Source organism: Pseudenhygromyxa sp. WMMC2535 (genome assembly GCF_011083025.2).
The window spans coordinates 146,252-172,417 of the sequence record NZ_JABJWV010000001.1 but is presented as its reverse complement, the minus strand read 5'-3'; the positions used below and the strand labels follow the sequence as shown (position 1 = coordinate 172,417).

The following is a 26,166-nucleotide window of genomic DNA, read 5'->3' as shown; positions in this document are numbered from 1 at the left end:
TCGGCAAGAAATGCGTCGCGTGGAGCGGGGCCCGCCTGCTATATCCCTGTCACGAGCTTCAACGATGTCGTCACCACCCCACCCACCCTGGTGACGATGTCTCCTGACGGACGGCCCTCGCGTCCGCCATAGGTGCCATTTTTGTCATGAGCAGCCACGACTCGAACCTCGTCATCGGCATGGATATTGGCTCGACCACCGTCAAAGCGGTGGTCGTCGATCGCCATAGCCAAGAGATCCTCTGGAGCGACTACCAGCGCCACCACACCAAGCAGCCCGAGAAGGTCCTCGAGCTGCTCGAGGCGATCATCGCAGCGCACCCCGACGTGCTCGAGGGCTGCCAGATGTTCCTGACTGGTTCGGGCGCAGGGCCGATCGCCGACCCCACGGGCGGGCGCTTCGTGCAGGAGGTCAACGCCGTGACCTTGGCCGTCGAGCACCTCCACCCCGACGTGCGCGCGGTCATCGAGCTCGGCGGTCAGGACGCCAAGATCATCGTCTTCAAGGAAGACCAGGACGGCAACCTGACGGCCAACGCGTCGATGAACGACAAGTGCGCCTCGGGCACGGGCGCGACCATCGACAAGTGCATGATCAAGGTCGGCGCGGAGCCGGGCTTCGCGACCAACCTGCACTTCAGCGATCAGGCCCTGCACCACGTCGCCGCCAAGTGTGGCGTGTTCGCGGAGACCGACATCGTCAACCTGGTCAAGTCGGGCATCCCCAAGGACGAGATCCTCAACTCGCTGGCCGACGCGATCGTCCTCCAGAACCTTTCGGTGCTGACCCGCGGCAACACCCTCAAGCCGCGGGTGCTCTTGCTGGGCGGGCCCAACACCTACCTGCCCTTCCTGCAAGAGTGCTGGAAGCAGCGCATCCCCGAGACCTGGCGCGACCGCGGCTACGAGCCGCCGGCCGACATGGACCCGGACGAGATGATCTTCGTGCCCGACAACGCCGAGCTCTACGCGGCCTTCGGCGCGGCGATCTACGGCATGTCCCTGGGCATCGAGGACTGCGAGTTCCGGGGCCTCGAGGCCCTGCGCGACTTCATCCAAAACGGGCGCCGGGCCAAGCTCGGCGAGCAGGCCGGCCCGCCCCTGGCCAAGGACGAGGTCGAGGTCGACAGCTTCCGCGAGACCTACGAGGTCCCCAAGTTCGTCGCCCCCAAGCTCGAGCCCGGTGAGGTCGTGCGCGCGGTGATCGGCCTCGACGGTGGCTCGACCTCGTCGAAGGCCGTGCTCGTGCGCGAGAACGGCGAGATCGTCGCCAAGGCCTACCAGCTGTCCAAGGGCAACCCGATCGTCGACGCCAAGGAGCTGCTGCGATCGCTGCGTGACCAGGTCGAGGGCCAGGGCGCGACCATCGAGTGCCTGGGCTTCGGGGCCACGGGCTACGCCGCCGACGTGCTCGAGGAGGTCGCCCTCGCCGACGTCAACATCGTCGAGACCGTGGCCCACATGATGAGCGCGGTGCACTACTTCGGCGACGTCGACGTGATCTGCGACATCGGCGGGCAGGACATCAAGGTCCTGTTCATGCGCAACGGCGACATCCAGGGCTTCAAGCTCAGCAACTCGTGCAGCGCCGGCAACGGCATGCTGCTCCAGGCGATGGCCGACCAGTTCGACATCCCGATCACCGACTACGCCGACACCGCCTTCGAGGCCTCGCTCGCGCCCAAGTTCTCCTATGGCTGCGCGGTCTTCCTCGACACCGACCGCGTCAACTTCCAAAAAGAGGGCTTCCAAAAGCAGGAGCTGCTCGCCGGCCTGGCCCAGGTCCTGCCCAAGAACGTGTGGCAGTACGTGGTCCAGATCCCGCGCCTGTCCTCGCTCGGCCGCAAGTTCGTGCTCCAGGGGGGCACCCAGTACAACCTCGCGGCGGTCAAGGCTCAGGTCGACTACATCAAGGAGCGGGTCCCCGACGCCGAGGTCTACGTCCACCCGCACACCGGCGAGGCCGGGGCGATCGGCGCGGCCATGGAGACCCTGCGTCGCTACGAGCGCACGGGCACGAGCCGCTTCATCGGCATCGAGGCCACGCTGAACCTCGACTTCAGCACGCGCAACGACGAGAGCACCACCTGCCACTTCTGCCCCAACGAGTGCAGCCGGACCTTCATCGACACCAAGCGCCCGGACGGCAGCACCTCGCGCTACATCTCGGGCTTCAGCTGCGAGAAGGGCACCGTCGAGAGCAAGGAGGCCATGCTCGAGGTCGTGCGCGAGAAGAAGAAGATCGCGTCGCAGTACCCGAACATGCTGACCTACGAGGCCAAGAAGGCCTTCATGCACTTCTACGACACGGCGCCGCTGCCCGCCGCGGGCACGCCGATCCGTGACTACGAGGTCGACAAGGGCGTGCTCAAGATCTCGCGCCGCGAGGTCACCCGCGGCTTCGAGCGCTCCGACGCCCACGAGCGCCTCCGCCGGGTCCGCGTCGGCATGCCGCGCGTGCTCAACATCTACTCGACGGCGCCCTTCTTCCGGGCCTACTTCGAGACCCTCGGGGTGCCCAAGCAGAACATCGTGTTCAGCGACGTCACCGACGAGACGATGTGGACCGAGGGCGGGCGCTACGGCTCGGTCGACCCCTGCTTCCCGGCCAAGGTCTGCCAGGCGCACATCCACAACCTGCTCTTCCACAAGCACCAGCCCGAGAAGGGCCGGGGCCTCGACTACATCTACTTCCCGGTCAAGACCTTCATCCCCAACTTCGTGTCGGACACGCTCAACAACGGGGTCTGCCCCGTGGTCGCCGGCACCCCCAACGTCATGCGCGCGGCCTTCACCAAGGAGACCGACTTCTTCGCCACGCGGGGCATCGAGTACATCGACGACCCGCTGAACATGGACGCGCGCAACTTCCTCAAGAAGAACCTCTTCGACACCTGGGGCCCGCGCCTGGGCATCACCGAGGACGAGAGCGACTTCGCCGTCGACCAGGGCTTCATCGCCCTCGACGTGTTCCACGAGGACCTCGAGGAGAAGGGCCGGGCGATCCTCGACACCGTGGAGGCCGAGAACGACATCGCGATCTTGGTGCTCTGCCGCCCCTACCACGGCGACCCCGGCATCGGGCACAGCATCCCCGAGGAGTTCCAGGCCCTCGGCTACCCGATCCTCTCGCTGCGCTCGATCCCCAAGGACCGCGAGTACCTCGACCGCTACTACAAAAAGGAGCTCGAGGCCGGGCTGATTCAGACGCCGCTCCAGGTCAGCCAGGTCTGGCCCGAGAACTACCTGGCGAACAGCGCCCAGCGCGTGTGGGGGGCCAACTTCGCCGCCCACCACCCCAACGTCGCGGTCCTCGACCTGTCGAGCTTCAAGTGTGGCTCGGACGCGCCGACCTACGGGCTGATCGACTCGGTCATCCAGACCGCCAAGGTCCCCGCGGCCGCGCTCCACGACCTCGACGCCAACAAGCCCGGCGGCTCGATCAAGATCCGCGTCAAGACCTACACGCACTCGCTGAGCCTGCACAAGGAGCGGCTCGAGGACGCGGCCAAGCGCCGCGCCGAGCTCGAGCAGTCGATCGAGCGCAAGCGCCTCGAGCTGCTCGAGCTCAAGGCCGAGCAGCTGCGCAAGCTCCAGCGCCGGGATCCGGCCATCGAGCGCGCGCTCGAGAGCGTGCGCCAGCGCGTGCGGGACTATGTGCCGACCCCGGTCGTCGGCGCCGGCCAGGCCCTGCTCGGCCAGGCCCGCAACCTGGTCCAGATTCGTCGCAAGCCCAAGCGTGAGCAGGCGACCACCTAATTCACTTCTCGTTCGTCTCCACCCCTTCGAACACCACAATTTACTTCCCGAGCAGCCACCCAACTCGGATCATCTACACGAGGACCTTCCATGAACGACGTCATCCGGCACAAGCTCCCGATCTATGGCCAGTCCCAGGTCTCCGAAAACCTCAGCGAGATCGACGCGGAGCTCGCGGCCTTCGAAGCCGAGGAGCGCAAGCGCCTCGGCCTCGAGGACGAGGGCACCGACAAGTACTGGACCGACGAGATGGTCAACGCGGGCTTCACCAGGTCCGAGAAGGCCAAGATCACCCTGCTGATCGGCGGCCTGACCGTCGCCCAGGACTTCCTGATCGAGGCGGCCGTGCGCCGCGTGGGCTACAACATCGTCGCCCTCGATCGCCCGGACAACGAGTCTCTGCGCCTGGGCAAGGAATTTGGCAACCGCGCCCAGTGCAACCCCACCTACTACACGGTGGGCAACCTGGTGAAGTACCTGACGGCCCTGCGCGACGACAAGGGCATGTCGACCGAGGACATCATCAAGAAGTTCGTGTTCTTCACCGCCGGCTCCTGCGGCCCCTGTCGCTTCGGCATGTACGCCACGGAGTACCGCAAGGCCCTGCGTGACGCGGGCTTCGACGGCTTCCGGGTCATGCTCTTCCAGGAGAAGGGCGGCATCGACCAGGCCACCGGTGAGGAGAGCGGCCTCGACCTCAGCCCGAAGTTCTTCATCTCGATCGTCAAGGGCGTGCTGATCGGCGACATCATCAACGGCCTCGGCTACCGCATCCGCCCCTACGAGGTCGAGGAGGGCGCGACCGACAAGGCCGTCGAGGAGTGCAAGCAGATGTGCTACGAGGCCTTCGCTGGCGGCCGGCCGCTGCTGCCCGCGCTCAACCGGGTCCGCAAGCGCATGGCCCAGGTCGCCGTCGACCACACGCGGATCAAGCCCCTCGTCGGGATCACCGGCGAGTTCTGGGCGATGACCACCGAGGGCGCCGGCAACTACTTCATGCAGCGCTTCCTCGAGCAGGAGGGCGCCGAGGTCAAGATCCAGTTCGTGTCCGAGTGGCTGCTCTACAACGTGTGGGAGGAGGTCGAGGACCTCGACCAGCGCATGCTCCTGCGCCAGCACGACGAGGAGAGCGGGCTCGAGGAGAAGGGCGCCTACGGTGCCTTCAAGAAGAAGAGCCTGCTGTGGGCGGCCGAGCAGGCCGTGCGCGCGGTCTGGAACACCTACTCCACGACCATGGGCTACTACAACTACCGCCTGCACAGCGTCGCCCACGGCAAGGAGGTCGCCAAGGGCTTCTACAGCACGGAGCTGCGCGGCGGTGAGGGCCACATGGAGGTCGCCAACACGATCGAGAACTTCGTCAAGCGCAAGACGAACATGACCTTGAGCGTCAAGCCCTTCGGCTGCATGCCGAGCTCGGCGATCAGCGATGGCGTGCAGTCGGCGGTCGCCGAGCGCTACCCCGGGACGATCTTCTGTGCTGTCGAGACCAGCGGCGACGGGGCCGTGAACTTCTACTCGCGCGTGCAGATGTTCCTGTTCAAGGCGCAAAAGAACGCCGAGCGCGAGGTCGAGAGCGCCCTGGAGGAGACCGGCCTGAGCATGGACGAGGTCCGCGACTACATCGCCGCGAACCCCGACCTGGCCAGCGCGCTCTACGTGCCCACGCAGCGCCAGAAGGTCGCCTGCAAGGCCGCGCGCATGGTCCACGACGTCTACGACCACATGCAGACCACCAAGTGGGAGCGGACCCAGACCCGCGCCCGCGAGCTGGCGGGCAAGGCCAAGATGCTCGCCGGGGTGGTCGTCGAGCAGGCCCCGGAGCTCGGTCGCGGAGTGCCGGTCGTGGCCCGCGAGCTCGGTGAGTTCGCCTGGACCAAGGTCAGCGAGCGCGTGCCCTTCGCCCGCGCGCGGGCCTGAGCCGCCAGCGAGTCCACGTGGCTCTGACCAGCGCCGGTGTCGCCGAGGCGACGCCGGCGTTTTTGCGTCTGCTGGGTCCCATGTCGATTGACGCGCTCGACCCTCGCTGGGCAAGATTCATCATATGCCACGTTGCAAATTCGTAGTCTTGCTGACCTTGGGAGCGCTGCCTTCGCTGGCCGCCTGTGGCGATGACGGCGCGGACACGGGGGCGGACGAGGTCGCGCCCGGGAGCGAGAGCTCGGAGGAGGAGGCGACCAGCGCAGACGAGGTGGGGACCACGGACACGACCACGGACACGAGCTCGTCGACGACGAGTGAGGAGGAGTCGAGCGCCGGCGAGTCCAGCGAGAGCGAGGAGGAGGAAGGGGGCATCAAGTTCGACATCGCCAACGATTCGGACCTGGGCGAGAGCGGGCTGCCGCCCTCTTTCCCCGAGACCTGCGCCGAGGCCGAGGCGACCTCGACCAGCGTGGGCTGCGAGTTTTACCCCCTGGCCTTGCCCGGGACCCAGCAGACCACGGGCTTCATGGTCAGCAACGTCTCGGACAGCGTCGCCAACGTCACGCTCGCGGACAAGTCTGGCGTGCTCCAGCAGGCCGCCGTCGAGCCCGGGGCCACGCACATGTTCACGGACACGGGGCTGCACAAGATGAACAACTCGACCGAGCTGGGCGAGGACGGCTACGTGATCGAGTCCGACCAGGTCCTGCAGGTCTTTCAGTACATGCCGCCAGACGGCACGTCCACGGCCGACGCCAGCATCGTGCTGCCTGGCCCGGCCCTCGGTGAGCGCCACCGCGTCGTCACCTACAACGTCCACAACAACAACACCTGGCAGTACGCTGTGGTCGTTGCGACCGAGGACGACACCGAGGTCAGCTTCACCCTCGCGCAGCCCTTCTCCCAGACCCTCGCGGGGGGCCCCTTCGAGGCCCTCGACTACGACATGGGCATGGACACCCTCGCGGCGACCCTCGATCGCCTCGACACCATGCTGATCGTCGGTCACTGGGAGAACGGCGAAGAACTCAATGAATTCAGCGCGTCGGTGATCGAGAGCGACAAGCCGGTGGCGGTGTATAGCGGCAAGCAGCTCGCCAACATCCCCGAGGGCCAGTGCTGCGCTGATCTGATCGCAACCTCGGTGCCGCCGACGAGCATCTACGGGACCGAGTACGCCGGGGTCCGCTTCTTGCCCGTCGGCCAGCCGGGCAAGTACGACATCTGGCGAGTGATCGGAGACCAGGATGGCACGGTCATCGAGCTGACCGGCGACCACGAGGACACGCTGATGCTCGACGCGGGCGAGTTCGTCGACATCGCTACCGGCGACGTGTTTTGGGCCAAGGGCAACAAGGCCTTCGGCCTGACGCACTTCATGACCGCGGGCAGCTTACTGCCCCAGCCCTTCGTGCCCTACGACTGCGCGGATCAGCTCCAGAGCCCCGGAGACCCCGCGGTGGGCTGGGTCTACCCCGAGGGCAACTGGCTCAACCGCTACCTGTTCAGCCCGGGCACGGGCAGCCAGCAGTGGTGCCACGATCACGTGACCATCGTCGCCGCGCTCGACCAGTGGGACCTGATCACCATGGACGGTGAAGCGCTGCCCGAGCCCACGCCGATCGGCGGCGACAGCAACCACGGCTATGTCTACGTCCCGGTGCCCAACGCCTCCCACGAGATCGAGGCGCCGGCCAACGTGGGCGTCGAGGTCTTGGTCTACGGCTACGTCTCTCACGGCAGCTACTTCTATCCAGGTGGGGTGGGGCTGCAGCAGCTCAACCCACAGGGCTGAGCGGTCGCCCGGCGAGTCCGCGCGGGCCGGCGGCGTGATGGCCGTCGGCCGTGCTATCACTCGCGCATGCGTCGATCTTTCTTCGAGTCTTCGTGGGCGTTGCTGGGCCGCGTGGGCCTGCTCTCGAGTGTCGCGCTCGCGCTGGCTTGCAAGCCCGCGCCCTCGAGCACGGCGGCGCGACCCGAGGACGCCGCCGCCGCGGCCCCAGCCAAGGACCTCGCGCAGATCCTCGCCGAGTCGGCGCTTCCGGCCGTGAACGACGCGCCGCTGGCTGGCGACGACATGGCGGTGACCGTGCATCGGCTGCAAAACGGGATGACGGTCTACATCAGCAGCGATCGTCAGCAGCCGCGGATCTCGGCGTGGATCGGCGTGCGCACCGGCAGCCGCAATGATCCGCCGGCGTCCACGGGCCTGGCTCACTACCTCGAGCACATGCTCTTCAAGGGCAGCGACGAGCTCGGGACCTTGGACTATGCGGCGGAGAAGCCCCACCTCGATCGCGTGGCGGCGCTCTACGCCGAGCTGCGCGGGGCAGACGCGGCCCGGCGGGCGCAGCTCTTCGCCGAGATCGACGCGCAGACCCAGGCGGCCGCGGCCTACGCCGTGCCCAACGAGCTCGACCGCCTCTACGCGAACCTGGGCATCGAGGGGGTCAACGCGTTCACGAGCGAGGACGCGACCGCCTACATCGCCGACGTGCCCAGCAATCGCTTCACGGCCTGGGCCGAGGTCGAGGCCGAGCGCCTCTCGGACCCGGTCTTTCGCCTGTTCTATCCCGAGCTCGAGGCGGTCTACGAGGAGAAGAACCTCAGCCTCGACGACCCGGACGACCGCGTCTGGGAGGCGCTGACGCTGGCGCTCTTCCCCGAGCACCCCTACGGCACGCAGCCGACCTTGGGCCTCGGCGAGCACCTCGAGAGCCCGGCCTATGCCGACATGGTCGACTACTTCGAGGGCTGGTACGCGCCCAACAACATGGCGGTGATCCTCGCCGGAGACATCGACGCCGAGACGGCGCTGCCGGTGCTCGAGGACACCCTCGGGCAGATCCCCGCCCGCGAGATTGCGACCCCGAGCGCGGCCGCGCTGCCGCCGGTGCGCGGCCGGGTGCTGCGCGAGGTCGTCGCCGAGGGCGAGCAGGAGGTGAGCTTGGCCTGGCGGACCGTCGGGGTCGGGCACGCGGACGTGGCCGCGCTGACCATCATGGATCGGCTGATGGACAGCTCGAGCAGCGGCATGCTCGCGCTCGAGCTCGAGCTGCCGCAGAAGGTCCAGCGCGCGGGCTCGTGGCCGAGCTTCTTCAACGAGGCCGGCTTCTTCGCCGTCCACGCCAGCTTGCGCCAGGATCAGACCCACGCCGAGGTCGAGGCGCTGCTGCGGGGGGTCGTGGCCAAGCTGCGCGCCGGCGAGTTCGAGGCCGAGGCCGTCGACGCGGCCGTGCTCCACGAGGTCATGGCCGACGCGCGCGGGCTCGAGCGAAACGCGGCCAGGGCGTCGCGCATGCTCGACGCCTATATCGGCCGCCAGCCCTGGGCCGACGCCCTCGCCGAGGATCAGGCGATACGCGCGGTGACCCGCGAGGACGTGATCCGCGTGGCCAACACCTACCTGGGTGAGGACTTCGTGGCCGTCCACCGCAAGCTCGGCGAGCCGAGCCTCCCAGGCCTCGAGAAGCCCGAGATCACGCCCATCGAGCTCGACATCTCGCGCGAGAGCGCCTTCGCGGCGCGGATCGAGGCCTCGCCGGTGACGCCCATCGAGCCCGAGCTGCTGCGCGAGGGCGAGGACTATGTCCACCTCGAGCTGCCCGCGGGCCCGCTGATCGTCGCTCACAACCCGCGCAACGAGCTGTTCACCCTGCGCTATCGCTTTGACCGTGGCCACCGCAAGGCGCCGCTGCTGTGCGTGGCCTTCGAGCTGCTCGAGCGCGCTGGCGCAGGCGAGCGCTCGGCCGAGGCGCTCCAGCGCGAGCTCTTTGCGCTGGGGACCAGCGTGAACTTCGAGTGCGGGGCCGAGACCAGCGCGCTCGAGCTCGCTGGCCTGGATCGCAACCTCGAGCGCAGCGTCGCCCTCGTCGAGGGCTGGCTGCGGGACCCCAGCTTCGACGCGGGCACCCTCGACAAGCTGCGCGAGACGATCCTCGGCCGGCGCGAAGACGAGCTCGACGACCCCGAGGCGCTCGCGGTCTACCTCGGCGACTACGCGCTCTTCGGCGCGGACAGCCCCTGGCTCAGCGCGCCCAGCAACGCGGCGGTCCGCCGGGCGAGCGCCAAGCAGCTGCGCGGGCTCGCTGCCGGGTTGCTCGACTACGGGCACCGCACGCTCTACTTTGGCCCGCGCGCCGCCGATGAGGTCGCCGCGGTCGTGGGCATGGGCAAGGCGCGGCGCGAGGCGGGCCCGCGCGCGCCGCTGCGCTACCGCGAGCTCGAGCCGGGGAAGACGCGGATCTATTTTCTGAACAAGGACGTGGCCAAGTCGGCGCTGACGCTGGCCCTGCCTCAGGGCCCTCAGCCGCGGGCGCAGATCCCCCTGGCCCGCTACTACGAGTACTACCTCGACGGCGACATGAGCTCGCTGCTCTTCCAGGAGCTCCGCGAGGCGCGAGGGCTGGCCTATCACAGCTCGGGCTATGTCGATCGCGGGGTCCTGCCCGCGGACGACTGGGCGCTGATCGGCGACATGGGCACTCAGGGGGACAAGACCGTGGACGCCCTGGGGGTGTGGGCCGAGCTGCTGCGAGTCCGGCCGATCGACGCGGCGCGCCTGGCCAACACCCGCAGCGCGCTCGAGGCCGAGTACCGGGCGGCGCGGGTGGATCCGCGGTGGATCGTCGCGCTCGTCGACGACTGGGATCGGCGCGGCGAGGCTGGAGATCCGCGGGCCTGGGAGTGGGCGGAGATCCAGGCGGCGGGCGTGGAGGACGTCCAGGCGCTCGCGAGCGCCTACGCCAAGGCGGGGATGATCGTCGCCGTGGTCGGGGAGCGCGAGGCGGTCGATCTCGCGGCGTTGGCCACGGTCGGCGAGGTCGTCGAGGTCGAGGCGAGCGAGCTGGTCGGCTACGGGGCCTTTTGAGCTGAAAAGACAGCTGAAAAAGACAGCGCCCACCCCTTTGTCGGGGGTGGGCGCCGCTCAGCCGGCTCAGCCGGAACAGTTGGATCAGGCAGCCAGCTCGCGGCGCTCAGGCGAGCAGCTCGGGCAGGGGCGTCCGCGCGAGCGCGGGGTCGCCAAAGTCGCTGATCGGCTCGTCGTTGGCGTCGCGCAGGCCGGCGGCGCTGCCCAGGGTGTTGAGCAGCCGGGCGTGGTTGACCTCGTAGTTGCCCGCGTTGGCCTGGATGTACTGGCCCTGCTTGAAGAAGCCGCCAGCGCTGCCGGCGATGATCGCCGGGATGTTGCGCGCCGAGTGAGCGGGGCCGTTGCCCATGTCGTTGTACCAGAGGCAAAAACCGCTATCGAGCATGCTCTCGGCGTTGGGCAGCTCGTAGGCCGAGAGCAGATCGAGCAGGTACTTGAAGGTCCGCGCGAACTGGGTGTCGACCATGGCGTGCAGGCGATCCGAGTCGGGGATGATCGTGCCGCTGCTGTCGTGGGAGGCCCGCCGGTGGGAGACGTAGTGGTAGTTTTCCATCAGCGAGTTGTCGTCGAGGTTGGTGTAGCGCGTGGAGCCGTCGTTGCCGGAGCCGACCTGGATGGCCACGGAGCGGGTGTAGCCGCAGGCCACGGCGAGCGCGGCGATGTGCATGTGCGCCTTGGCGGCGGCGAGGACCTCGTCGCCGACGGTGCTGTCGTAGCTGGCGGACAGGCCGTCGAGCAGCGCGAGCTGATCCTCGGCGAAGTTGCAGGTCAGGTTGTTCTCGAGGTCGCGGATGCTGTCGAAGTGCAGCTGGAGGCGCTGCTGATCGCTGCCGCTGAGCTTGGGCGAGCTCATCAGGCTCTGGAGCTGGTCGCGGACGAGGTCGTTGACGCTCTGCTGGCGGGCGATCAGCTCCTCGAGCTGGTTGGCGTCGAGGCCCATGATCGTCTGGTAGGCGAGCAGGGGATCGTGGAGCGCGGCGCGGCGGTTGGCCGAGCCGCGGTAGGAGATGCAGGGGCCGCCGAGCCAGCCGCCGAGCTTGCCGGCGTAGAGGAAGAGCGAGTCGCGGCCGTCGGGGTTGAGCTCGCGGCCGATGCGGTGGTCGATGGACTCGCCGTTGGCCTCGGAGCTGCCGCCGAGGCCCTCGGTCTCGGGGCCCTGGGCGGTCAGGCCCTGGAGCGCGCCGCGGGCGTGGCCGTCGCCGTAGTTGTAGCCCTCCATGCTGACGTTGCCGACGACGAGCATGTTGCCCAGGTAGTCGCCGAGCTCGGCGAGGGCGCGGCCCTCGACGGTGGCGGCGGTCAGGGCTCCGGCCGCGGTCGGCCAAAAGCGCTCGGGCTCGCTGCCGAGGTCGGTGGTCTGGGCCGCGGCCACGCCGTTGCCCTGGCGGAAGAAGATCGCAAAGGGATCGACGCCGTCGGCGGCCTTGGCCTCGCGGGGGGCGAGGCCCTCGAGGAAGGGCAGCCCGACGGCCACGCCGCCGAGGCCGGCAAGGAAGGCGCGGCGAGTGGTCTTCACGGGGTCATGCTTGCGCTTGGTCATCACAGCTCCTCCGCGGCGCGGTTGAGGAAGGCGGGCGAGGTGGTCATGTTGACGAGCAGCTCGGCGATCGACTGCTGCTCATCGAGGGAGGCGGCGCCGAGGCGCTCGATCATCTGGTCGTCGCCGCTGGCCTCGTTGCGGCCGGAGGCGTACTCGAACCAGTGCTTGGCGTAGCACTGGTGCACGGCCTCGCTGCTGGCCATGGCCTGCATGAGGTCGATGGCCCCGTCGACGGCGGCCGGCTCGGTGCCGAGGAAGACCGTGGACGAGGCGTCGACGGGCTTGCCGTTGTCGACGGTCCGCCAGGTGCCGAGGGCGTCGTAGCCCTCGAAGGCGAAGCCGAAGGGGTTGATGAGCGTGGAGTGGCAGGTCACGCAGACCGTGCCCTCGGCCTCGGTGTGGGCCTCGACGCGCTCGCGGTTGGTCTGGTCGGGCTCGATCGCGGGCAGCGGGGGGACGCCGTCGGGGGGCGCGGCGATGGTCAGGCAGGACATGCGCTTGGCCAGGAACACGCCGCGGTGGATCGGGTCGGGGTCGACGGAGGTCGAGTTCGCGGCCAGGAAGCCGGTCTGGGTGAACACGCCCTGGCGCTGGCTGGGGTCGAGGTCGACGTGGGTGAACTCGTCGCCCATCACGCCCTCGACGCCGTAGAGCGCGGCGAGGTCGTCGTTGACGAAGGTCTCGCTCGAGGTCAGCAGCTCGACGAGCCCGCCGCCGCCGCCGAACACCACGTCTCGGACGAAGCGCTCGTGCTCCTCGGCCACGAGCTCGGGGAGGTCCTCCGGCGCGTCGGGGAAGAAGTTGGCCGAGGGCGCGATGGTCTCGAACTTGTGGCCCTCGAAGAGCTGGTAGTGGAAGCGGACGACCATCTCGCCGGCGCGGGGATCCTCGAGCATGCGCTCGGCCTCGGCGGCGACCTGGCCGGTGGTCGTCAGCGATCCGGCCGCGGCGGCCTCGAGCAGCGCCGCGTCGGGCATGCTGTTCCACAGGAAGTAGGACAGGCGCGAGGCGATCTCGTAGTCGTCGAGGGGGATGAGGCCGTCGACGACGGTCGCGCTACGCTCGATGCGATAGAGGAAGAAGGGCGACTGGAGCACCGTCTCGACCACGTGGCGCACGCCCGCGGCGAAGTCGTCGTCCATGTCGGGGTAGAGCGGCGGGGCGGCCTCGAAGAGCGCGGTCAGGGTCGTGACCTCCTGGGCCTCGAGCGGGCGGCGGTAGGCCCTGGCGCCGAAGCTGCGCACGAAGGCGTCGGCGCGCTCGGAGAGCTCGCTGCCGTCGTCTTCGGGGGTGAAGGTGGCGAGCAGCTCGGGGTCGGCGGTCACCAGGTCGGCGACCTCGCCGGCGGCGATGCGGTAGCCGTTCCACAGCGCCTCGTCGATCTCGAGGGCGCTCACGTCGTTGTCGAAGATGAAGCCCGCGACCTGGGGGTCGGCGCGGAACAGGCTGCTGTGGCCGGTGGGGGCGTCGAGCTCGAAGAGATCTTGGACCGTGTTCTCCCACTGCTCGTGGGTGAGGCGGTAGAAGCGGGGCGAAGGAGAGGGGAGCTCGGCCTGCTCACCGTCCTCGCCGCCGTCGCCTTCTCCCGCGCTGCCCTCGTCGGCGCCCTCGCCCGCGTCCTCACCAAAGTCGTCGCCGTCGGCGATGCCATCGCCGTCCGGATCGATACCGGAGTAGCAGGCGGGCGCTGCACACAGCAACGCGAGCCCGGCCAGGGTTCGCAACATCCGTCGTTCCACGCGGCAAGGATAGGGAGCAGGGGCGAGCGGGACAACGAATAAAGCCCGTCGCCAACAAAGCACGAATGGCCTGCGAGCCAAGCTACGAAGTCATCAGCAGATCGGTACCGAAGTCATTGAGAGGAGGGCTCAGGCGTCCTTTCGATCAGCGGCGCGCGACGTGAAAACAGGCGGCTGCGTAGCGATCGTGCGTAGTCGGGTAGTCGCGCTCACGCGATTGTCTCGCGCGAGACGGCCAAACACGCGATGGGGGGCGCGGTCGGAGGCCCGGGGCGGTTTCGTGAGCCGCGGCGGATCAGTGGGCCTCGGCCCAGGTGTCGCCCACGCCGACGTCGACGACCAGCGGGACACGCAGCGCTTCGGGCAGGCCCTCGATGCTCTGCATGCGCGCGCGAGCGATGGCCACGACCTGCTCGACCTCGGCGAGGGGGGCCTCGAACACGAGCTCGTCGTGGATCTGCAGCAGCATCTTGGTCTCGAGCTTGGCCGCGTGGAGGTCGCGATCGATGGCGAGCATCGCGAGCTTGCAGATGTCGGCGGCGGAGCCCTGGATCGGCGTGTTCGCGGCGATCCGCTCGCCGGCCTGGCGGTCCTGCCAGTTGTTGCTCGAGAGCTCGGGGATCACTCGCCGGCGCCCGAGGATGGTCTCGACGAAGCCGCCGACGTGGGCCTGAGCCATGGTCTGATCGAGCCACTCGCGGACCCCGGCGTAGTAGGCGAAGTAGCCGTCGATATAGGCCTGGGCCTGCTTGCGGGGGACGCCGAGGATCTGCCCGAGGGCGGTCGCGCCCTGGCCGTAGATGGTCGAGAAGTTGACCAGCTTGCCGACGCCGCGCTGCTTGGCGCTGACCTCGTCGGCGGGGACCTCGAAGAGCTGGCCTGCGGTGCGCGCGTGGACGTCGAGGTGCTGGGCGAAGGCGTCGACGAGGTGCGCGTCGCCGGTGAAGTGGGCGAGCAGGCGCAGCTCGATCTGACTCCAGTCGGCAGAGATCAGCTTGCAGCCGGACTTGGCGATGAAGGCCTTGCGGATCCGCTTGCCCTCGGGGGTCTTGACGGGGGTGCGCTGGAGGTCGGGGTCGGTGGTGATCAGCCGTCCGCTGACCCCGGTGGTCTGCTGGAAGGTGGTGTGGATCCGCCCCGTGGCCGGGTTGACGGCGTCTTGGAGCACGGCCGTGTAGGTGTTGATCAGCTTGGCGAGCTTGCGGTGCTCGAGGACGTGCTCGGCGATCTCGTGGCCCTTGGCGGCGAGGCGCTCGAGCACCTCGGCGTTTGTCGAGTAGCCGGTCTTGGTCCGCTTGATCACCGGCAGCCCGAGCTCGTCGAAGAGCAGCTCGCCGAGCTGCTTGGGCGAGGCGATGTTGAACTCGCGGCCGGCGAGGGCGTAGATCTCGGCCTCGATCTCGCTCAGCCGGGTGGCGAACTCCTCGCCCATGGCCGCGAGGTCGTCGACGTCGACGGCGACGCCGTCGAGTTCCATCTGGCCGAGGACCCAGGACAGGGGCAGGTCGAGGGTCTCGAGCAGCGCGCGCTGGCCCTCCTCGTCGAGGCGCGTGCGCACGGGGACGAAGGCGTCGGCCACGGCCTCGACCTGCTGGCAGCACCACTCGCGCAGGGCCTCGGGGTCGAGCTGCGAGAAGCGCCTGGCCTTCTTGCCCGAGCCGAGCACGCGCTTGGCCGGGGGGATGGTGCGCTGGAGGTACTCCTTGGCGATCTGCTCGAGGCGGTGGGGGATGATCTTGTTGGGATCGATCAGGAAGGACTCGAGCATGACGTCGCCGACGACCCCGGCGAGGGTGATGCCGTGGCGGCGCAGGGCGATCCACAGCGCCTTGCAGTCGTGGCCGAGCTTGGCGCGGGCGGGGTCCTCGAGCCAGGGGCGGAGCTTGGCGAGGCCGGCCTCGCCCAGGCCGCCGACGCAGTCCAGGGGGATCAGCCGCGCCCACCCGGGGCCCGTGGACAGGGCGAGGGCCGCGAGCGCGCCGCGGACGGGGGCGTCGTCGTCGATGAAGGGCATCAGGGCGACGGCGCCCTCCTGCGCCCCGGGGAGCTCGGCGAGCAGGGCGTCGACGGCCGCGAGGCTGGTCAGGGCCACGAAGTCGGCGTTGGCGTCGGCGGCCTGGTCTTTGGCGGCCTCCTCCTCCGAGAGCAGCGAGTAGAATTCGAGGCGCTTGTAGAGCGCGTTGAGGGCCGCGGGGTCGGGGCTGGTGAGCTTCAGGTCGTCGAGGCCGAGCTCGATCGGCGCGGCGGTGTCGATGGTCACGAGCTCGCGGGACAGCAGGACCTGCTCGCGGTTGTCCGCGAAGCGCTCCTTTTGCTTGCCCTTGAGCTCGTCGACGTGGTCGAGGATCCCGGCCAGGGTGCCGTACTTGTCGAGCAGGGCCTTGGCGGTCTTCGGCCCGACGCCGGGGATCCCCGGGACGTTGTCGACCTTGTCGCCGATCATCGCCAGGAGATCGATGAACTGCTCCGGGGGCACGCCCCACTTCTTGCGCACGAGCTCGGGGTCGAAGGTCACGTCGCGCAGGGTGTCGATCATCCGCACGCGGTCGCTGATCAGCTGGGCGAAGTCCTTGTCGCCGGAGATGATGTGGACGTCCATGCCGGCCTCGACGGCCATGCGCGTGAGCGTGCCGATGACGTCGTCGGCCTCGTAGCCGGGCACGCGCAGGTGCGGGAAGCGGTGGGCCTCGACGAGCTCGTCGACCCACGCGAGCTGCTCGCGCAGCTCGGGGTCCATGCGCGGGCGCTGGGCCTTGTACTCGGGGTACTTGTCCTCGCGGAAGGTCTTGCCCGGCGCGTCGAAGACCACGGCCCCGCGCTCCGGGCTGCGGCCCGAGAGGATCTTGCGGAACATCGTGGCGAAGCCGTAGATGGCGTTGGTGTGCAGGCCGCTGGCGGTCGTGAAATTTGCCGGGATCGCGTAGTAGGCCCGGTAGATCAGCGAGCTGGCGTCGACGAGGATCAGGCGCTCGGGGGTGGCCACGGGCGCAGCTTAGCAGGGCGCCCGTGGGCGGGGCTCACAGGTCGCAGCGTTCACGGGTCCCGGTCTTCACAGATCGCGGCCCTCGAGGCTCCAGCCGTGGCCGTCCCAGACCAGCAGGTTCGCGGTGGCGTTGCGCAGCTGGTAGTCGGGCCAGCGCTTCAGCGGCTGCCCGAGCACCCGGCAGGTGAAGGCCGCGTGCGCCATCTGGTGACCGACGACGGCGATCACCGCGCCCGCGCGGCGCTCGGAGCTGGGCAGCGCGGGGAGCCCGAGCTGCCCGCTGATGGCCGCGTGCGTGCGCTCGGCCAGCTCGGTCATGGTCTCGCCCCCGGGCACGCGGACCTCGGCGGGGTCGCGGCGCCAGGCGGCGAAGAACTCGGCGTGCTCGGCGAGCGCGGTCGGGATCACGCGGCCCTCGAGCGCGCCCTGGTCGAGCTCGCGCAGATCGTGGATGACCGTCGGCGTGGCGCCGAGGGCCGCGGCGGTCTCGAGGGCGCGGCGCTGGGGCGAGCAGAGCACCCGGTCGGGCTCGCCGCGCAGGCGCTCGCCGAGGGCGGCGACCTGCTCGCGGCCCTGCGCGTCCAGAGGCGGGTCCGAGCCCGCGCCGTTGAAGCGTCGCTCGGCGTTGAAGGTCGAGCGCCCGTGGCGGATCAGCAGCAGCGCGAGCGCGCCTCGCTCGGCGACGCCGCGCCAGGGTCGGTGCGGGGCGGTCACGCGGCGATGGTAGCAGCGCGGAATTGAAAAAAGGGCCCGGATCATTCCGGGCCCCACGTCGCTGGCCGGCCCCGGTCAGCGCACGTTGCAGAACTCTTCGTAGTCGATCAGCTCGATGTCGTCGGGGTGCTTGGAGCACACCCGGCACTCGGGATCGCGGCGCAGCTTCATGGTCCGCCACTTGCTGCCGAGGGCGTCGAGGACCATCAGTCGTCCGGCGAGGCTCTCGCCCACGCCGAGGATCAGCTTGAGCGCCTCGTTGGCCTGGAGGGTGCCGATCATCCCGGGCAGGACCCCGAGCACGCCGGCCTCCTGGCAGGAGGGGGCCATGCCGGGCGGGGGCGGATCCGGGTAGAGGCAGCGGTAGCAGGGGCCCTTCTCCGGGTCGCCGGGGAAGGTGGTGACCTGGCCCTCGAAGCGGAAGATCGAGGCGTGGACCACCGGCTTGCGCAGCTTCAAGCTGGCGTCGTTGAGCAGGTAGCGCGTGGGGAAGTTGTCGGCCCCGTCGACGATCACGTCGTAGTTGGCGATGATGTCGAGCACGTTCTCGCTGTCGAGGCGGTCCTCGATCGGCACGACCTTCACGTCGGGGTTGAGGGCCTGGAGGGTCCGCCGGGCGCTCTCGACCTTGGGCATGCCCAGGCGCTCGACGTTGTGCAGGACCTGACGCTGGAGGTTGGACTCGTCGACGATGTCGTCGTCGACGATGCCGATGGTGCCCACGCCCGCGGCCGCGAGGTAGAGGGCGCTGGGCGAGCCGAGGCCGCCGGCGCCGAGGCACAGGACCTTGGCGTCGAGGAGCTTGGCCTGGCCGGCCTCGCCGACCTCGGGGAGCATGATGTGCCGGCTGTAGCGCTTGATCTGCTCGGGGCTGAGCACGCGCGGACGCTCGAAGTCGTAGCCGGCGTTCTTCCACGCACGGAAGCCGCCGGCCATGGACGAGACCTTGGTGTAGCCGAGCTCGACGAGCGAGCGCGCAGCCAGAGCCGAGCGCACACCGCCGGCGCAGTAGATGATCACCTCGCGCTCGCGGTCGCCGACCAGGTCTTCGATCTTGAGCTCGAGGAAGCCACGCGGGATCCACTCGGCTCGCGGGATGAAGCCCTGCTCGTACTCGTCGCGCTCGCGCACGTCGACGAGCACGGGGGCGTCGCCGGGGTTGTCGAGGACCCGCGCTTTGGTCTCCTCGACCGAGACCTCGCGGATGTCGGACTTGACCCGGGAGAGGACCTGGTTGAACGTCGCCATAGAATTACTCCGTTGCGTCTGGTGTTTTCTGAGGCGGCTTCAATTCGCCTCTAGACGGCTTGGAGACTTTGACCGAGGGTCTGTCGGGCGTCAACCAGGCTTGAAAACCCGGCACTGCACGATTTATTTTTTGTCGTGGAGCAAGACCTTGGCTCCGGCGTCGAAGTTGACCCGAATCTTGTTCTCCGCGAGGGCGTAGACGACCCCCTTGCCGAACTTGCTGTGGTCGATCTGCTCGCCGACCTCGAAGCGCTCGCGCATGGAGTAAGGGCGCAGCGGCTTGTTGGGGTCGATGACCACCCCGGGGGTGGAGGTCGAGGCGCGTGCTCGGCTGGAGCGCTTGGCGCCGCCCGATGGCGCGGCGACCTTGCGCTTGACTGGTTTGAGGTTGGCTTCGGGGGCGTCACCGGTGGGCTTGAGCCGGTGCTGCTTGCCGCACTGCTTGCACTGCACCTTGGTGATCTTGTCGCCGACCTTGGCGACGATCACGTGCCATACATCGCCGCAGGAGCTGCACATCCCCTCTATGTCCGTGCCGACTTCGAAGGCCATGGTCGCCGGGAGTGTAGTCGCCGGATCGCGTGGACCAAAGCCGAGTCATCAACCAGCTTCGAGACCCGCGAAGAGGTCGCGACCCATCACCGACTCATAGTTGGCGGCGGCAGGGCTGGAGTCGCGGGTTGCGCCCGTGAGCGCGCAGTAGGCTCGGCAGTGCTCGCTGCCCGGGCAGGAGGGGATCTCGAGGCCTGCGTCGCGTGCGAGGGCCTCGAGCCCATGCTCGAGCACGCGCGCGCGGCGTGGCTTGAGCTTGAAGCTCCGCGGCTCGCTCGCGCCGGGCTCTGCGTGGGGCAGCTCGGCCCCGCCGAGGAAGATCATGGGGTCGACGCCGAAGGCTCGGGCGAGCTCGAGCAGGCCGGCCACCGAGAGGTCGCGGGCGACCTCGACGAGGTTGCGGATCTGCTCGGGGTGGAGGCGGCCGACCTCGACGACGGCCCGGCGGATGTCGGCGCCCTGGACGTTGCGAAGCAGCGGCTCGAAGCCGTTGGCCTGATCGTGGATGCCGGGCAGCAAGGGGGCGAGGCGGGCGACCACGGGGATCGAGCAGGTCTCGAGGTGCTGGGCCTGGAGCAGCAGGGCCGCGACCGGGTCGGCCTCGCGGCCGAGGAGCGCGCGCTGGATCGCGGGTTTTTGATGGGCGAGTTCGAGCTCGACGACGGCTCCTGCGCCCGTCCCGCCCCGCGCGCCCCCGGACTCGGGGAGGGCGCGGACCAGGGCCGCGACCAGGGTCTTGGGCATCACGACCCGGGTGCGGACGATGACTCGGCGACCGCGCGTGGCCAGCCAGTCCACTGCCTGAGTGATCCACTCGGCGTCCTCTCGCCGGCGCATCAGCAGGGTCACGACGGGGACGCGGATGCCGCGCGACTCGCGCCCGACGAGGATCTGGGTCAGGGCTAGATCGAGCTGATCTTGGTCGCAGAGGCCCCAGATCGCCAGATGCTCACCTTCGCAGGTGCGCCCGAGGGTCTTGTGATGGTGCGCAGAACTCATGACCAGTCCTGATGAGTTGTATAGTACTCACCTGCGCGCTTCGCCAGGGCCTCGGGCCCACCTGATCTGGCTCAGAGAAGGTGTGCTGCCGCGACGCGGGGTGTTCTTGGTCCAAAGAACAGTCGTCCGTGGGGGCGCTCTCGGACGTGCGTGCGTCGCCCGTTTTCGGGTTCTGCTGTGTCCGTGCTAGAGGGACGGCCGAAACGTGACCGACAAGGGCAAGCAGAGGCGGAGTCCATCTGTCGAGCGACGCGATCGTAGTGATCGGGACGCTCGCAACGATGGCGGAGGGCGCGGCGCCCTCGACATTCGATACATCGACAACGACGCGCTGAAGGTCGTCCGCAAGCTGCTCGCCGCCGGCTATGAGGCGTACCTCGTCGGCGGCTGCGTGCGAGACCTCTATCTCAATCGCAAGCCGAAGGACTTCGACGTCGCAACCAGCGCTCGGCCGGAGCAGATCCGCAGGGTGTTCCGCAACAGCCGGATCATCGGGCGGCGCTTCAAGCTCGCGCACGTGTTCTTCGGGTCGAAGATCATCGAGACGAGCACCTTCAGGGCCAACCCCAACGAGGACGACGAGCCGAGCTCCGACGACGACCTGTTGATCACCCACGACAACGAGTGGGGATCCGTCGAGGAGGACGCGCGGCGCCGAGACTTCACGATCAACGCGCTGTTCTACGACCTCGATCGCGGGGCGATCGTCGACTTCGTCGACGGCGTCGCGGATCTCGAGCGCGGGGTGATCCGGACCATCGGCGAGCCCGAGGTCCGCTACCGCGAGGACCCGGTGCGGATGATCCGAGCGATCAAGTTTGCCGCGCGCCTCGACTTCACCATCGAGCACGAGTCGTGGACGGCGCTGCTCGAGTGCGCCTCGGACATCGCGCGATGCAGCCGCGCGCGCCTGGTCGAGGAGATCTACAAGCTGCTGCGTGGCGGCAGCGCCCGGCGGGCCTTCGAGCTGATGATCGAGGCCAAGCTCTTCCAGCACATCTGGCCCGACTACGTGAAGCTCTACGAGCCGCACGGCGGCCTGCGTCGGCCCGGGGCCGGGGCGCCCAGCGAGGGCCCCGTGGCGCTGTTGTGGCGCTACCTCCAGGCCCTCGACGACTACGTGATCGAGACCGGCCAGACGCCGAGCAACCCGGTGATCCAGGCGGTCTTGTTCGCGCCGCTGCTCGACGCGCAGCTGCGCGAGGCCAGCCGGGCCGACCTCGACGCCGAGATCGAGGAGCTGATGACCCCGCCCTGCGCGGCCCTCGGCGTCGCCCGCCGCGACCGCGAGCTGTCGCGGCAGATCTTCATGGCCCACCGGCGCATGGTTCAGCCCAGCCGCCGGCGCGGGCGCAAGAGCTCGCTGGTCCAGCGCCAGTACTTCCACGACGCGCTGCTCTTCTTGGGCTTCACCGTCGAGGTCCGCGGCCACGACGGCGGCAACGCCCTCGAGCACTGGGAGGCCCTCGCGGCTCTCCAGGCGCAGAGCGCCAAGGCTGGCGGCTCGCAAGGCGGCTCGGGTTCTGGCTCGAGCTCTGGCTCTGGCTCTGGGGGCTCCGGCTCCGGGGCCAAGCGCAAGCGCAGCAACCGGCGGCGTGGCCGTCGGCGCGGCGGCAAGGACTCCGGCCGGCGCGAGTCGGGCCGGCCCCGCGCGAGGGACTGAGCGCCTCGTTCATCAAGCCCATGGGCCAGCGGATCCAACAACTCGGCGCCTGTCCTGGACCCCGCGTGGGTCGAGGGCAGCCGCGATAGCTGACCATGGCCGCGCGTCGCTCCCGTGCCCGCGAGCGTGAGCTCGCAGACCTCCTGTCTCGAGGCACGGACGAGCACTACGAGGACCCGGTCCTCTACGACTTCGAGTACGTCAGCCAGCACGACGACGTCGACTGGTACTGCGATCTCGTCGACGCGCGGCTGCGGCCGGGGCGTGGGCGGATCCTCGAGCTCGGGGCCGGGAGCGGGCGCGTGGCGATCCCGATCGCCCGCGGCGGCCACCGGTTGATCGCCCTCGATCGCAAGCAGGCGATGCTCGATCACCTCCAGCGCAAGCTCGAGGCCCTCGCGGCCTCGGACGAGCCGGTCTCGGGGACCATCGAGCCGCTGCTCGCCGACATGACGCAGATCCCCCTCGACGACGCCAGCGTCGACATGGTGATCGCGCCCTTCAATTGCCTGATGCACCTCTACACCTGGCAGGACCTCTTGGCCTGCTTCAGGGAGGTCGCGCGGGTCCTCGGCCCCGGGGGGACCTTCGCCCTCGACGTGCTGCTCCCGGATCTCGAGTGGCTGCTCGCCGACCCCAACGAGCGCCACGCGATCACGCGCTTCGAACATCCGCGGACGGGTCGCAAGATGATCTACTCGACCAACCACGAGTACGACGACGAGACCCAGATCTGCCACATCCGGATTTATTACGACAACGCCATCGGCGGACGCCTGCGCCCGCGGGACAAGCCCGAGGAGGTCGTTCACCTGGCGCACCGGCAGATCTTCCCCGAGGAGCTGCGCATGCTGATCAGCTTGGCTGGGCTCGTGCTCGAGAGGCACTGCGGAGACTTCCTGGACATGGGGCTCAACCGGGACATCGAGACCCAGGCCGTGGTCGCGCGCAAGCCCGAGCGCGAGTGAGCGCCGGGTCGGACTCAGGCGGGCGTCGGCCGGTTTCGGCCTGAACAGGTCAGTTCAGGCCTGAACAGGTCAGTTCAGGCCGGATCAGGCCAGATCAGGCCCACGCTGGGACGCGATGGGTCATGATTGAGCCATGCACGTGATCGCGGTCCATCGGGTGGAGGGGGAGCTCGGCGAGCGCGCCCAGGCGCTCGCGCAGGCCCTGGGGGTGACGGCCTACGAGGCTCGCCAGCGCCTGGTTGCGACGCCCTCGATCGTCGTCCACACGAGCGACGCCGAGGTTGCGGCGGCGCGCGAGCAGGCGCTGGCGCAGGCGGGCTTTCGGGTGCTGAGGCTCGAGCCCGAGACCTCGCCCTTCGTGCGCCTGCAGACGGTGGTGTCGAGCTTCGAGTGGCGCGAGGGAGCGATCGTCGCGCGCCCGCGCCAGGGGGATCCGACGACCCTGCCCATCGACGCGATCCGGCTGATCCTGCGTGGCAACGAGATCCGCAGCCGCGTCCACGAGAAGGAGGTCAAGACCAAGTCCTTCAGCGTGGGCATGGCGGTGGCGACCGGCGGCATGGTCATGCGCAAGACCAGCAAGAAGACCGTGCGCAGCCGCGAGGACGAGCTCGCGGGCTTCGTCCACGTCTACGCGACCAAGGGGCGGCCGCTGATCTTCTCGGAGCCGCTCGTCGACTTCACGGCCTTCGGGGAGCGGATGCAGCCCTCGCGGGCGCTCAACTTGCAGCTGCTCTTCACGGAGCTGGTCCGCGCGGCGCCCCAGGCACGCGTCGACGAGCGGCTGACGCGGCGCTCGAGCCTGGCCCAGATGCTGGGGCCGGGCCTCGACCCCGACGCGCAGCTGCCTCTGGCGAGCGCGCTGCTGGCCATGAGCGCGTGGAGCTGAGCTGGGCGTGTTCCGAGCGCAGGAAAAGTTCCCTCGCTCGAAAAAAATCTCGCGCAGGGGACTCCGACTGTACGGTCCGAGCCGCGGGGCGCGGCCGAGGGCGCCGCTCGCTGCGGAGATCGAGCGCGACGTGGATTCGAGCGAGATGCTGGCCTAAGCTGGAGAGGTGTCTGCGCGTGGCCGTCTCCCTTTGTTCGCCCTTTGCGCTCTGACTGGCCTGGCGACCTTCGCCGCCCCGGCCGCAGCCGACACCCTCGATGGCGACCCTCAGCTGGGCTACGTGCCCGTCGAGGAGCTCAGCTACGAGGCGATCATCCGCCCGGGCAAGGACTACGAGGCCGAGCTGGCGCTGCGCGTGGCCCTGCGCAACGCCAGCACCGTCGAGCAGGACGCGGTCGAGACCCTGGTCCTGCCGCGGGGCAGCGAGCTCGTCGCGCTGGCGATCAACGCGGGCGGCGACTGGCGCGAGGCCGAGGATAGCTCGCTCGTCGGTGGCGACGTCGAGGTCGGCGGGGTGGAGCAGGGTCGGCGCGACCCCGGCTCGATCTGGGTGCGCCCGCTCGAGTCCGATGACCCGGGGGATCTGCCCGCCGTCGAGCTCGTCGCCTTTGGCCTGGCGCCTCGAGCCACGGTTCAAGTCGAGCTGCGCCTGCGGGTCTACCCGACGCTGCGAGGAGATCGCTGGCAGCTCGAGCTCCCGCGCCGCAACGCCGAGGTCCCAAACCTCGTGGATCAGCGCCGGGTGTTGGTCCAGGGCCTGGGCGAGGGCGAGAGCTTCTGGGTCGACGACACCTCGAGCGCGGGCACGCCCTACATGGTCACGCGCTCCGAGGACGCCGTCGCGGTGTCCTGGCCGGCGCGCGCCGCCAAGCTCGCCCAGCTCGACGGCAGCTTCGAGACCAGCCCGGACAAGGATGGTCGCGGCGGCCGGGTGCGCCTGGTTCTGCGCCTCGGGCCGAGCAAGGCGATCAGCCCCGACCACGTGGTCCTCGTCGTCGATGGCTCGCTCTCGGGGGCCTCGAGCCTGGCCAAGGACAGCGGGCGGGTGTTCGCGCAGCTCCTGGATCAGCTGCCGGAGAGCACGACCTTCGACGCCCTCGCCTTCGACCGAGAGGCGCGCGCGCTGCTCGAGCCCAGCCGGGTCGAGGGAGGCGCGGCGCCGCGGGTCGACGATGCCCAGGCTCGCTCGGCGCTCGGCGCTGCGCTCACGGCGCTGCGCCCCGGTCAGGGCACGGACCTGCGCGCGGCCATGCGCCTGGTTGGCGAGCACCTGTCCGAGCGCAAGGCCAAGCGGCCGCTGGTGCTCGTGGTCACCGACGGCATGCTCCCGCCCAGCGTCGACGCAGACGTGGTCGACGCGGGGCTGCGCGACGCTCTGGGGGGTGCCGCGCGGCCGGAGCTGCTGTTCGTCATCGATGATCCCCTGCTCAACGCGCGCGGCCTGCCGGCGGAGCACCCGGTGGCTCAGCTCGCGGCTGGCCTGGGGGCGCGGATCTCCCTCGAGACCGTGGCCAACCTCGGCCCGGCGCAGACCGGGGAGCTGCTCGCGGCCCCGCGGGTGCTCGGGGAGCTCGACCTCGGCCTGCCCAAGCAGGTCGTGCTCGACGACGCCTTGCCCACGGGGCTGGTCGCGGGGGACTTCGTGGTCCTCGAGGGGCGCTACGAGGGCAAGGCGCCGACCCGGGTCAAGGTCCGCGGCCGGCTCGGGCGCAGCAAGATCAGCGCGAGCTTCAGGGCGCTGCGCCGCGCTGGTGAGCCGCACGCCCTGGTCGCCACCTCGCGCGAGGGCGACGCGGAGCGGGCACGGGAGGAGGGCCTGGTCCTGCCCGACTGGTACACGCCGAGCATGCGTCGCCTGGCCACACAAAACCTCGCGCAGGCCGGCCGCGTCGGCTGGCAGGCCGTGGGCCAGCTCGACGGCGACATCATCCTTCGTCAGCTGCGCTCTCGCGTGCTGCCGCGGGCGCGGGCTTGTTACAACAAGGCGCTGACCCGCAACCAGGTCCTCGCAGGTCAGGTCGAGCTGGCCATGGAGGTCGGCAAGGGCGAGGTCATGATGGCCGGCGTGGCCGAGGCCGAGCTCAACTACGGCGACGATGCCCTCGTGACCTGCCTCGAGGAGGCGGCCTGGGCCCTCGACGTGCCCGCCGGGCACCTCGACACGCAGGTCTATCAGGTCCGCTATCCCCTCGACTTCGAGCCGCCCGAGGGCGGGCGCCCGCCGAGCACGGGGGAGCGCTCGGACCCGATGCTCGAGCGCCTGCTCGACAGCGCCGAGGTCCTCGCCGACTACCAAAACCACCTCGACGAGTAGCGGGCT

General features: G+C 69.4%; 15 protein-coding genes. 8 read left to right on the top strand and 7 right to left on the bottom strand.

All coding sequences use genetic code 11. The features are described 5' to 3' along the window. The first annotated feature begins 146 nt into the window (after positions 1 to 146). The 4 genes from G6O69_RS00630 (at position 147) to G6O69_RS00615 (ending at position 10,551) form a co-directional block, all read left to right on the top strand. On the top strand, positions 147 to 3,758 hold the full coding sequence (locus G6O69_RS00630) for a BadF/BadG/BcrA/BcrD ATPase family protein (protein WP_172301522.1): 3,612 nt from the start codon (positions 147 to 149) through the stop codon (positions 3,756 to 3,758). A 90-nt stretch (positions 3,759 to 3,848) separates the two neighbouring features. Further along, a complete protein-coding gene (locus tag G6O69_RS00625) occupies positions 3,849 to 5,678 on the top strand; it encodes a 2-hydroxyglutaryl-CoA dehydratase (protein WP_176396541.1) in 1,830 nt (609 codons plus the stop codon). A 124-nt stretch (positions 5,679 to 5,802) separates the two neighbouring features. After that, positions 5,803 to 7,476, top strand: coding sequence for an IgGFc-binding protein (locus G6O69_RS00620; RefSeq protein ID WP_172301520.1), 1,674 nt, complete (start codon positions 5,803 to 5,805; stop codon positions 7,474 to 7,476). A 66-nt stretch (positions 7,477 to 7,542) separates the two neighbouring features. Continuing rightward, entirely contained in the window at positions 7,543 to 10,551 is a 3,009-nt protein-coding gene (locus tag G6O69_RS00615; RefSeq protein ID WP_172301518.1) for a M16 family metallopeptidase, read from the top strand. A 106-nt stretch (positions 10,552 to 10,657) separates the two neighbouring features. Here the strand turns inward: G6O69_RS00615 and G6O69_RS00610 are convergent, their stop codons facing one another. The 7 genes from G6O69_RS00610 to G6O69_RS00580 form a co-directional block, all read right to left on the bottom strand. After that, a complete protein-coding gene (locus tag G6O69_RS00610) occupies positions 10,658 to 12,091 on the bottom strand; it encodes a DUF1552 domain-containing protein (RefSeq protein ID WP_217909735.1) in 1,434 nt (477 codons plus the stop codon). Continuing rightward, positions 12,091 to 13,830: a DUF1592 domain-containing protein gene (locus G6O69_RS00605; protein WP_346016985.1), complete on the bottom strand. Its 1,740-nt coding sequence runs from the start codon at positions 13,828 to 13,830 to the stop codon at positions 12,091 to 12,093. Before G6O69_RS00605 ends, G6O69_RS00610 begins: the two co-directional genes overlap by 1 nt. A 295-nt stretch (positions 13,831 to 14,125) precedes the next feature. Further along, on the bottom strand, positions 14,126 to 16,813 hold the full coding sequence (gene polA, locus G6O69_RS00600) for a DNA polymerase I (protein ID WP_172301516.1): 2,688 nt from the start codon (positions 16,811 to 16,813) through the stop codon (positions 14,126 to 14,128). A 66-nt stretch (positions 16,814 to 16,879) separates the two neighbouring features. Further along, positions 16,880 to 17,527 (bottom strand): histidine phosphatase family protein, encoded by a 648-nt coding sequence (locus G6O69_RS00595; protein WP_172301514.1) that lies wholly within the window; start codon positions 17,525 to 17,527, stop codon positions 16,880 to 16,882. 75 nt (positions 17,528 to 17,602) lie between these two features. Further along, positions 17,603 to 18,775 carry a molybdopterin-synthase adenylyltransferase MoeB gene (moeB, locus tag G6O69_RS00590; RefSeq protein ID WP_172301512.1) on the bottom strand — a complete coding sequence of 391 codons (1,173 nt, stop codon included), beginning with the start codon at positions 18,773 to 18,775 and terminating at the stop codon, positions 17,603 to 17,605. 123 nt (positions 18,776 to 18,898) lie between these two features. After that, entirely contained in the window at positions 18,899 to 19,327 is a 429-nt protein-coding gene (locus G6O69_RS00585; protein WP_172301510.1) for a hypothetical protein, read from the bottom strand. A gap of 48 nt (positions 19,328 to 19,375) precedes the next feature. Continuing rightward, on the bottom strand, positions 19,376 to 20,326 hold the full coding sequence (locus G6O69_RS00580; protein WP_172301508.1) for a hypothetical protein: 951 nt from the start codon (positions 20,324 to 20,326) through the stop codon (positions 19,376 to 19,378). Between the two features lie 205 nt (positions 20,327 to 20,531). Here G6O69_RS00580 and pcnB point away from each other — a divergent pair, with 205 nt between their 5' ends. The 4 genes from pcnB (at position 20,532) to G6O69_RS00560 (ending at position 26,160) form a co-directional block, all read left to right on the top strand. Continuing rightward, the gene (gene pcnB / locus G6O69_RS00575; protein ID WP_172301506.1) at positions 20,532 to 21,989 is read left to right on the top strand and encodes a polynucleotide adenylyltransferase PcnB; all 1,458 of its coding nucleotides are present in this window, start codon (positions 20,532 to 20,534) and stop codon (positions 21,987 to 21,989) included. A 95-nt stretch (positions 21,990 to 22,084) separates the two neighbouring features. Next, positions 22,085 to 22,957 carry a class I SAM-dependent methyltransferase gene (locus G6O69_RS00570; protein ID WP_172301504.1) on the top strand — a complete coding sequence of 291 codons (873 nt, stop codon included), beginning with the start codon at positions 22,085 to 22,087 and terminating at the stop codon, positions 22,955 to 22,957. A gap of 133 nt (positions 22,958 to 23,090) precedes the next feature. Further along, positions 23,091 to 23,846, top strand: a complete 756-nt coding sequence (locus G6O69_RS00565; protein WP_172301502.1) for a hypothetical protein — start codon at positions 23,091 to 23,093, stop codon at positions 23,844 to 23,846. Between the two features lie 166 nt (positions 23,847 to 24,012). After that, entirely contained in the window at positions 24,013 to 26,160 is a 2,148-nt protein-coding gene (locus tag G6O69_RS00560; RefSeq protein WP_176396540.1) for a VWA domain-containing protein, read from the top strand. Positions 26,161 to 26,166 lie beyond the last annotated feature (6 nt).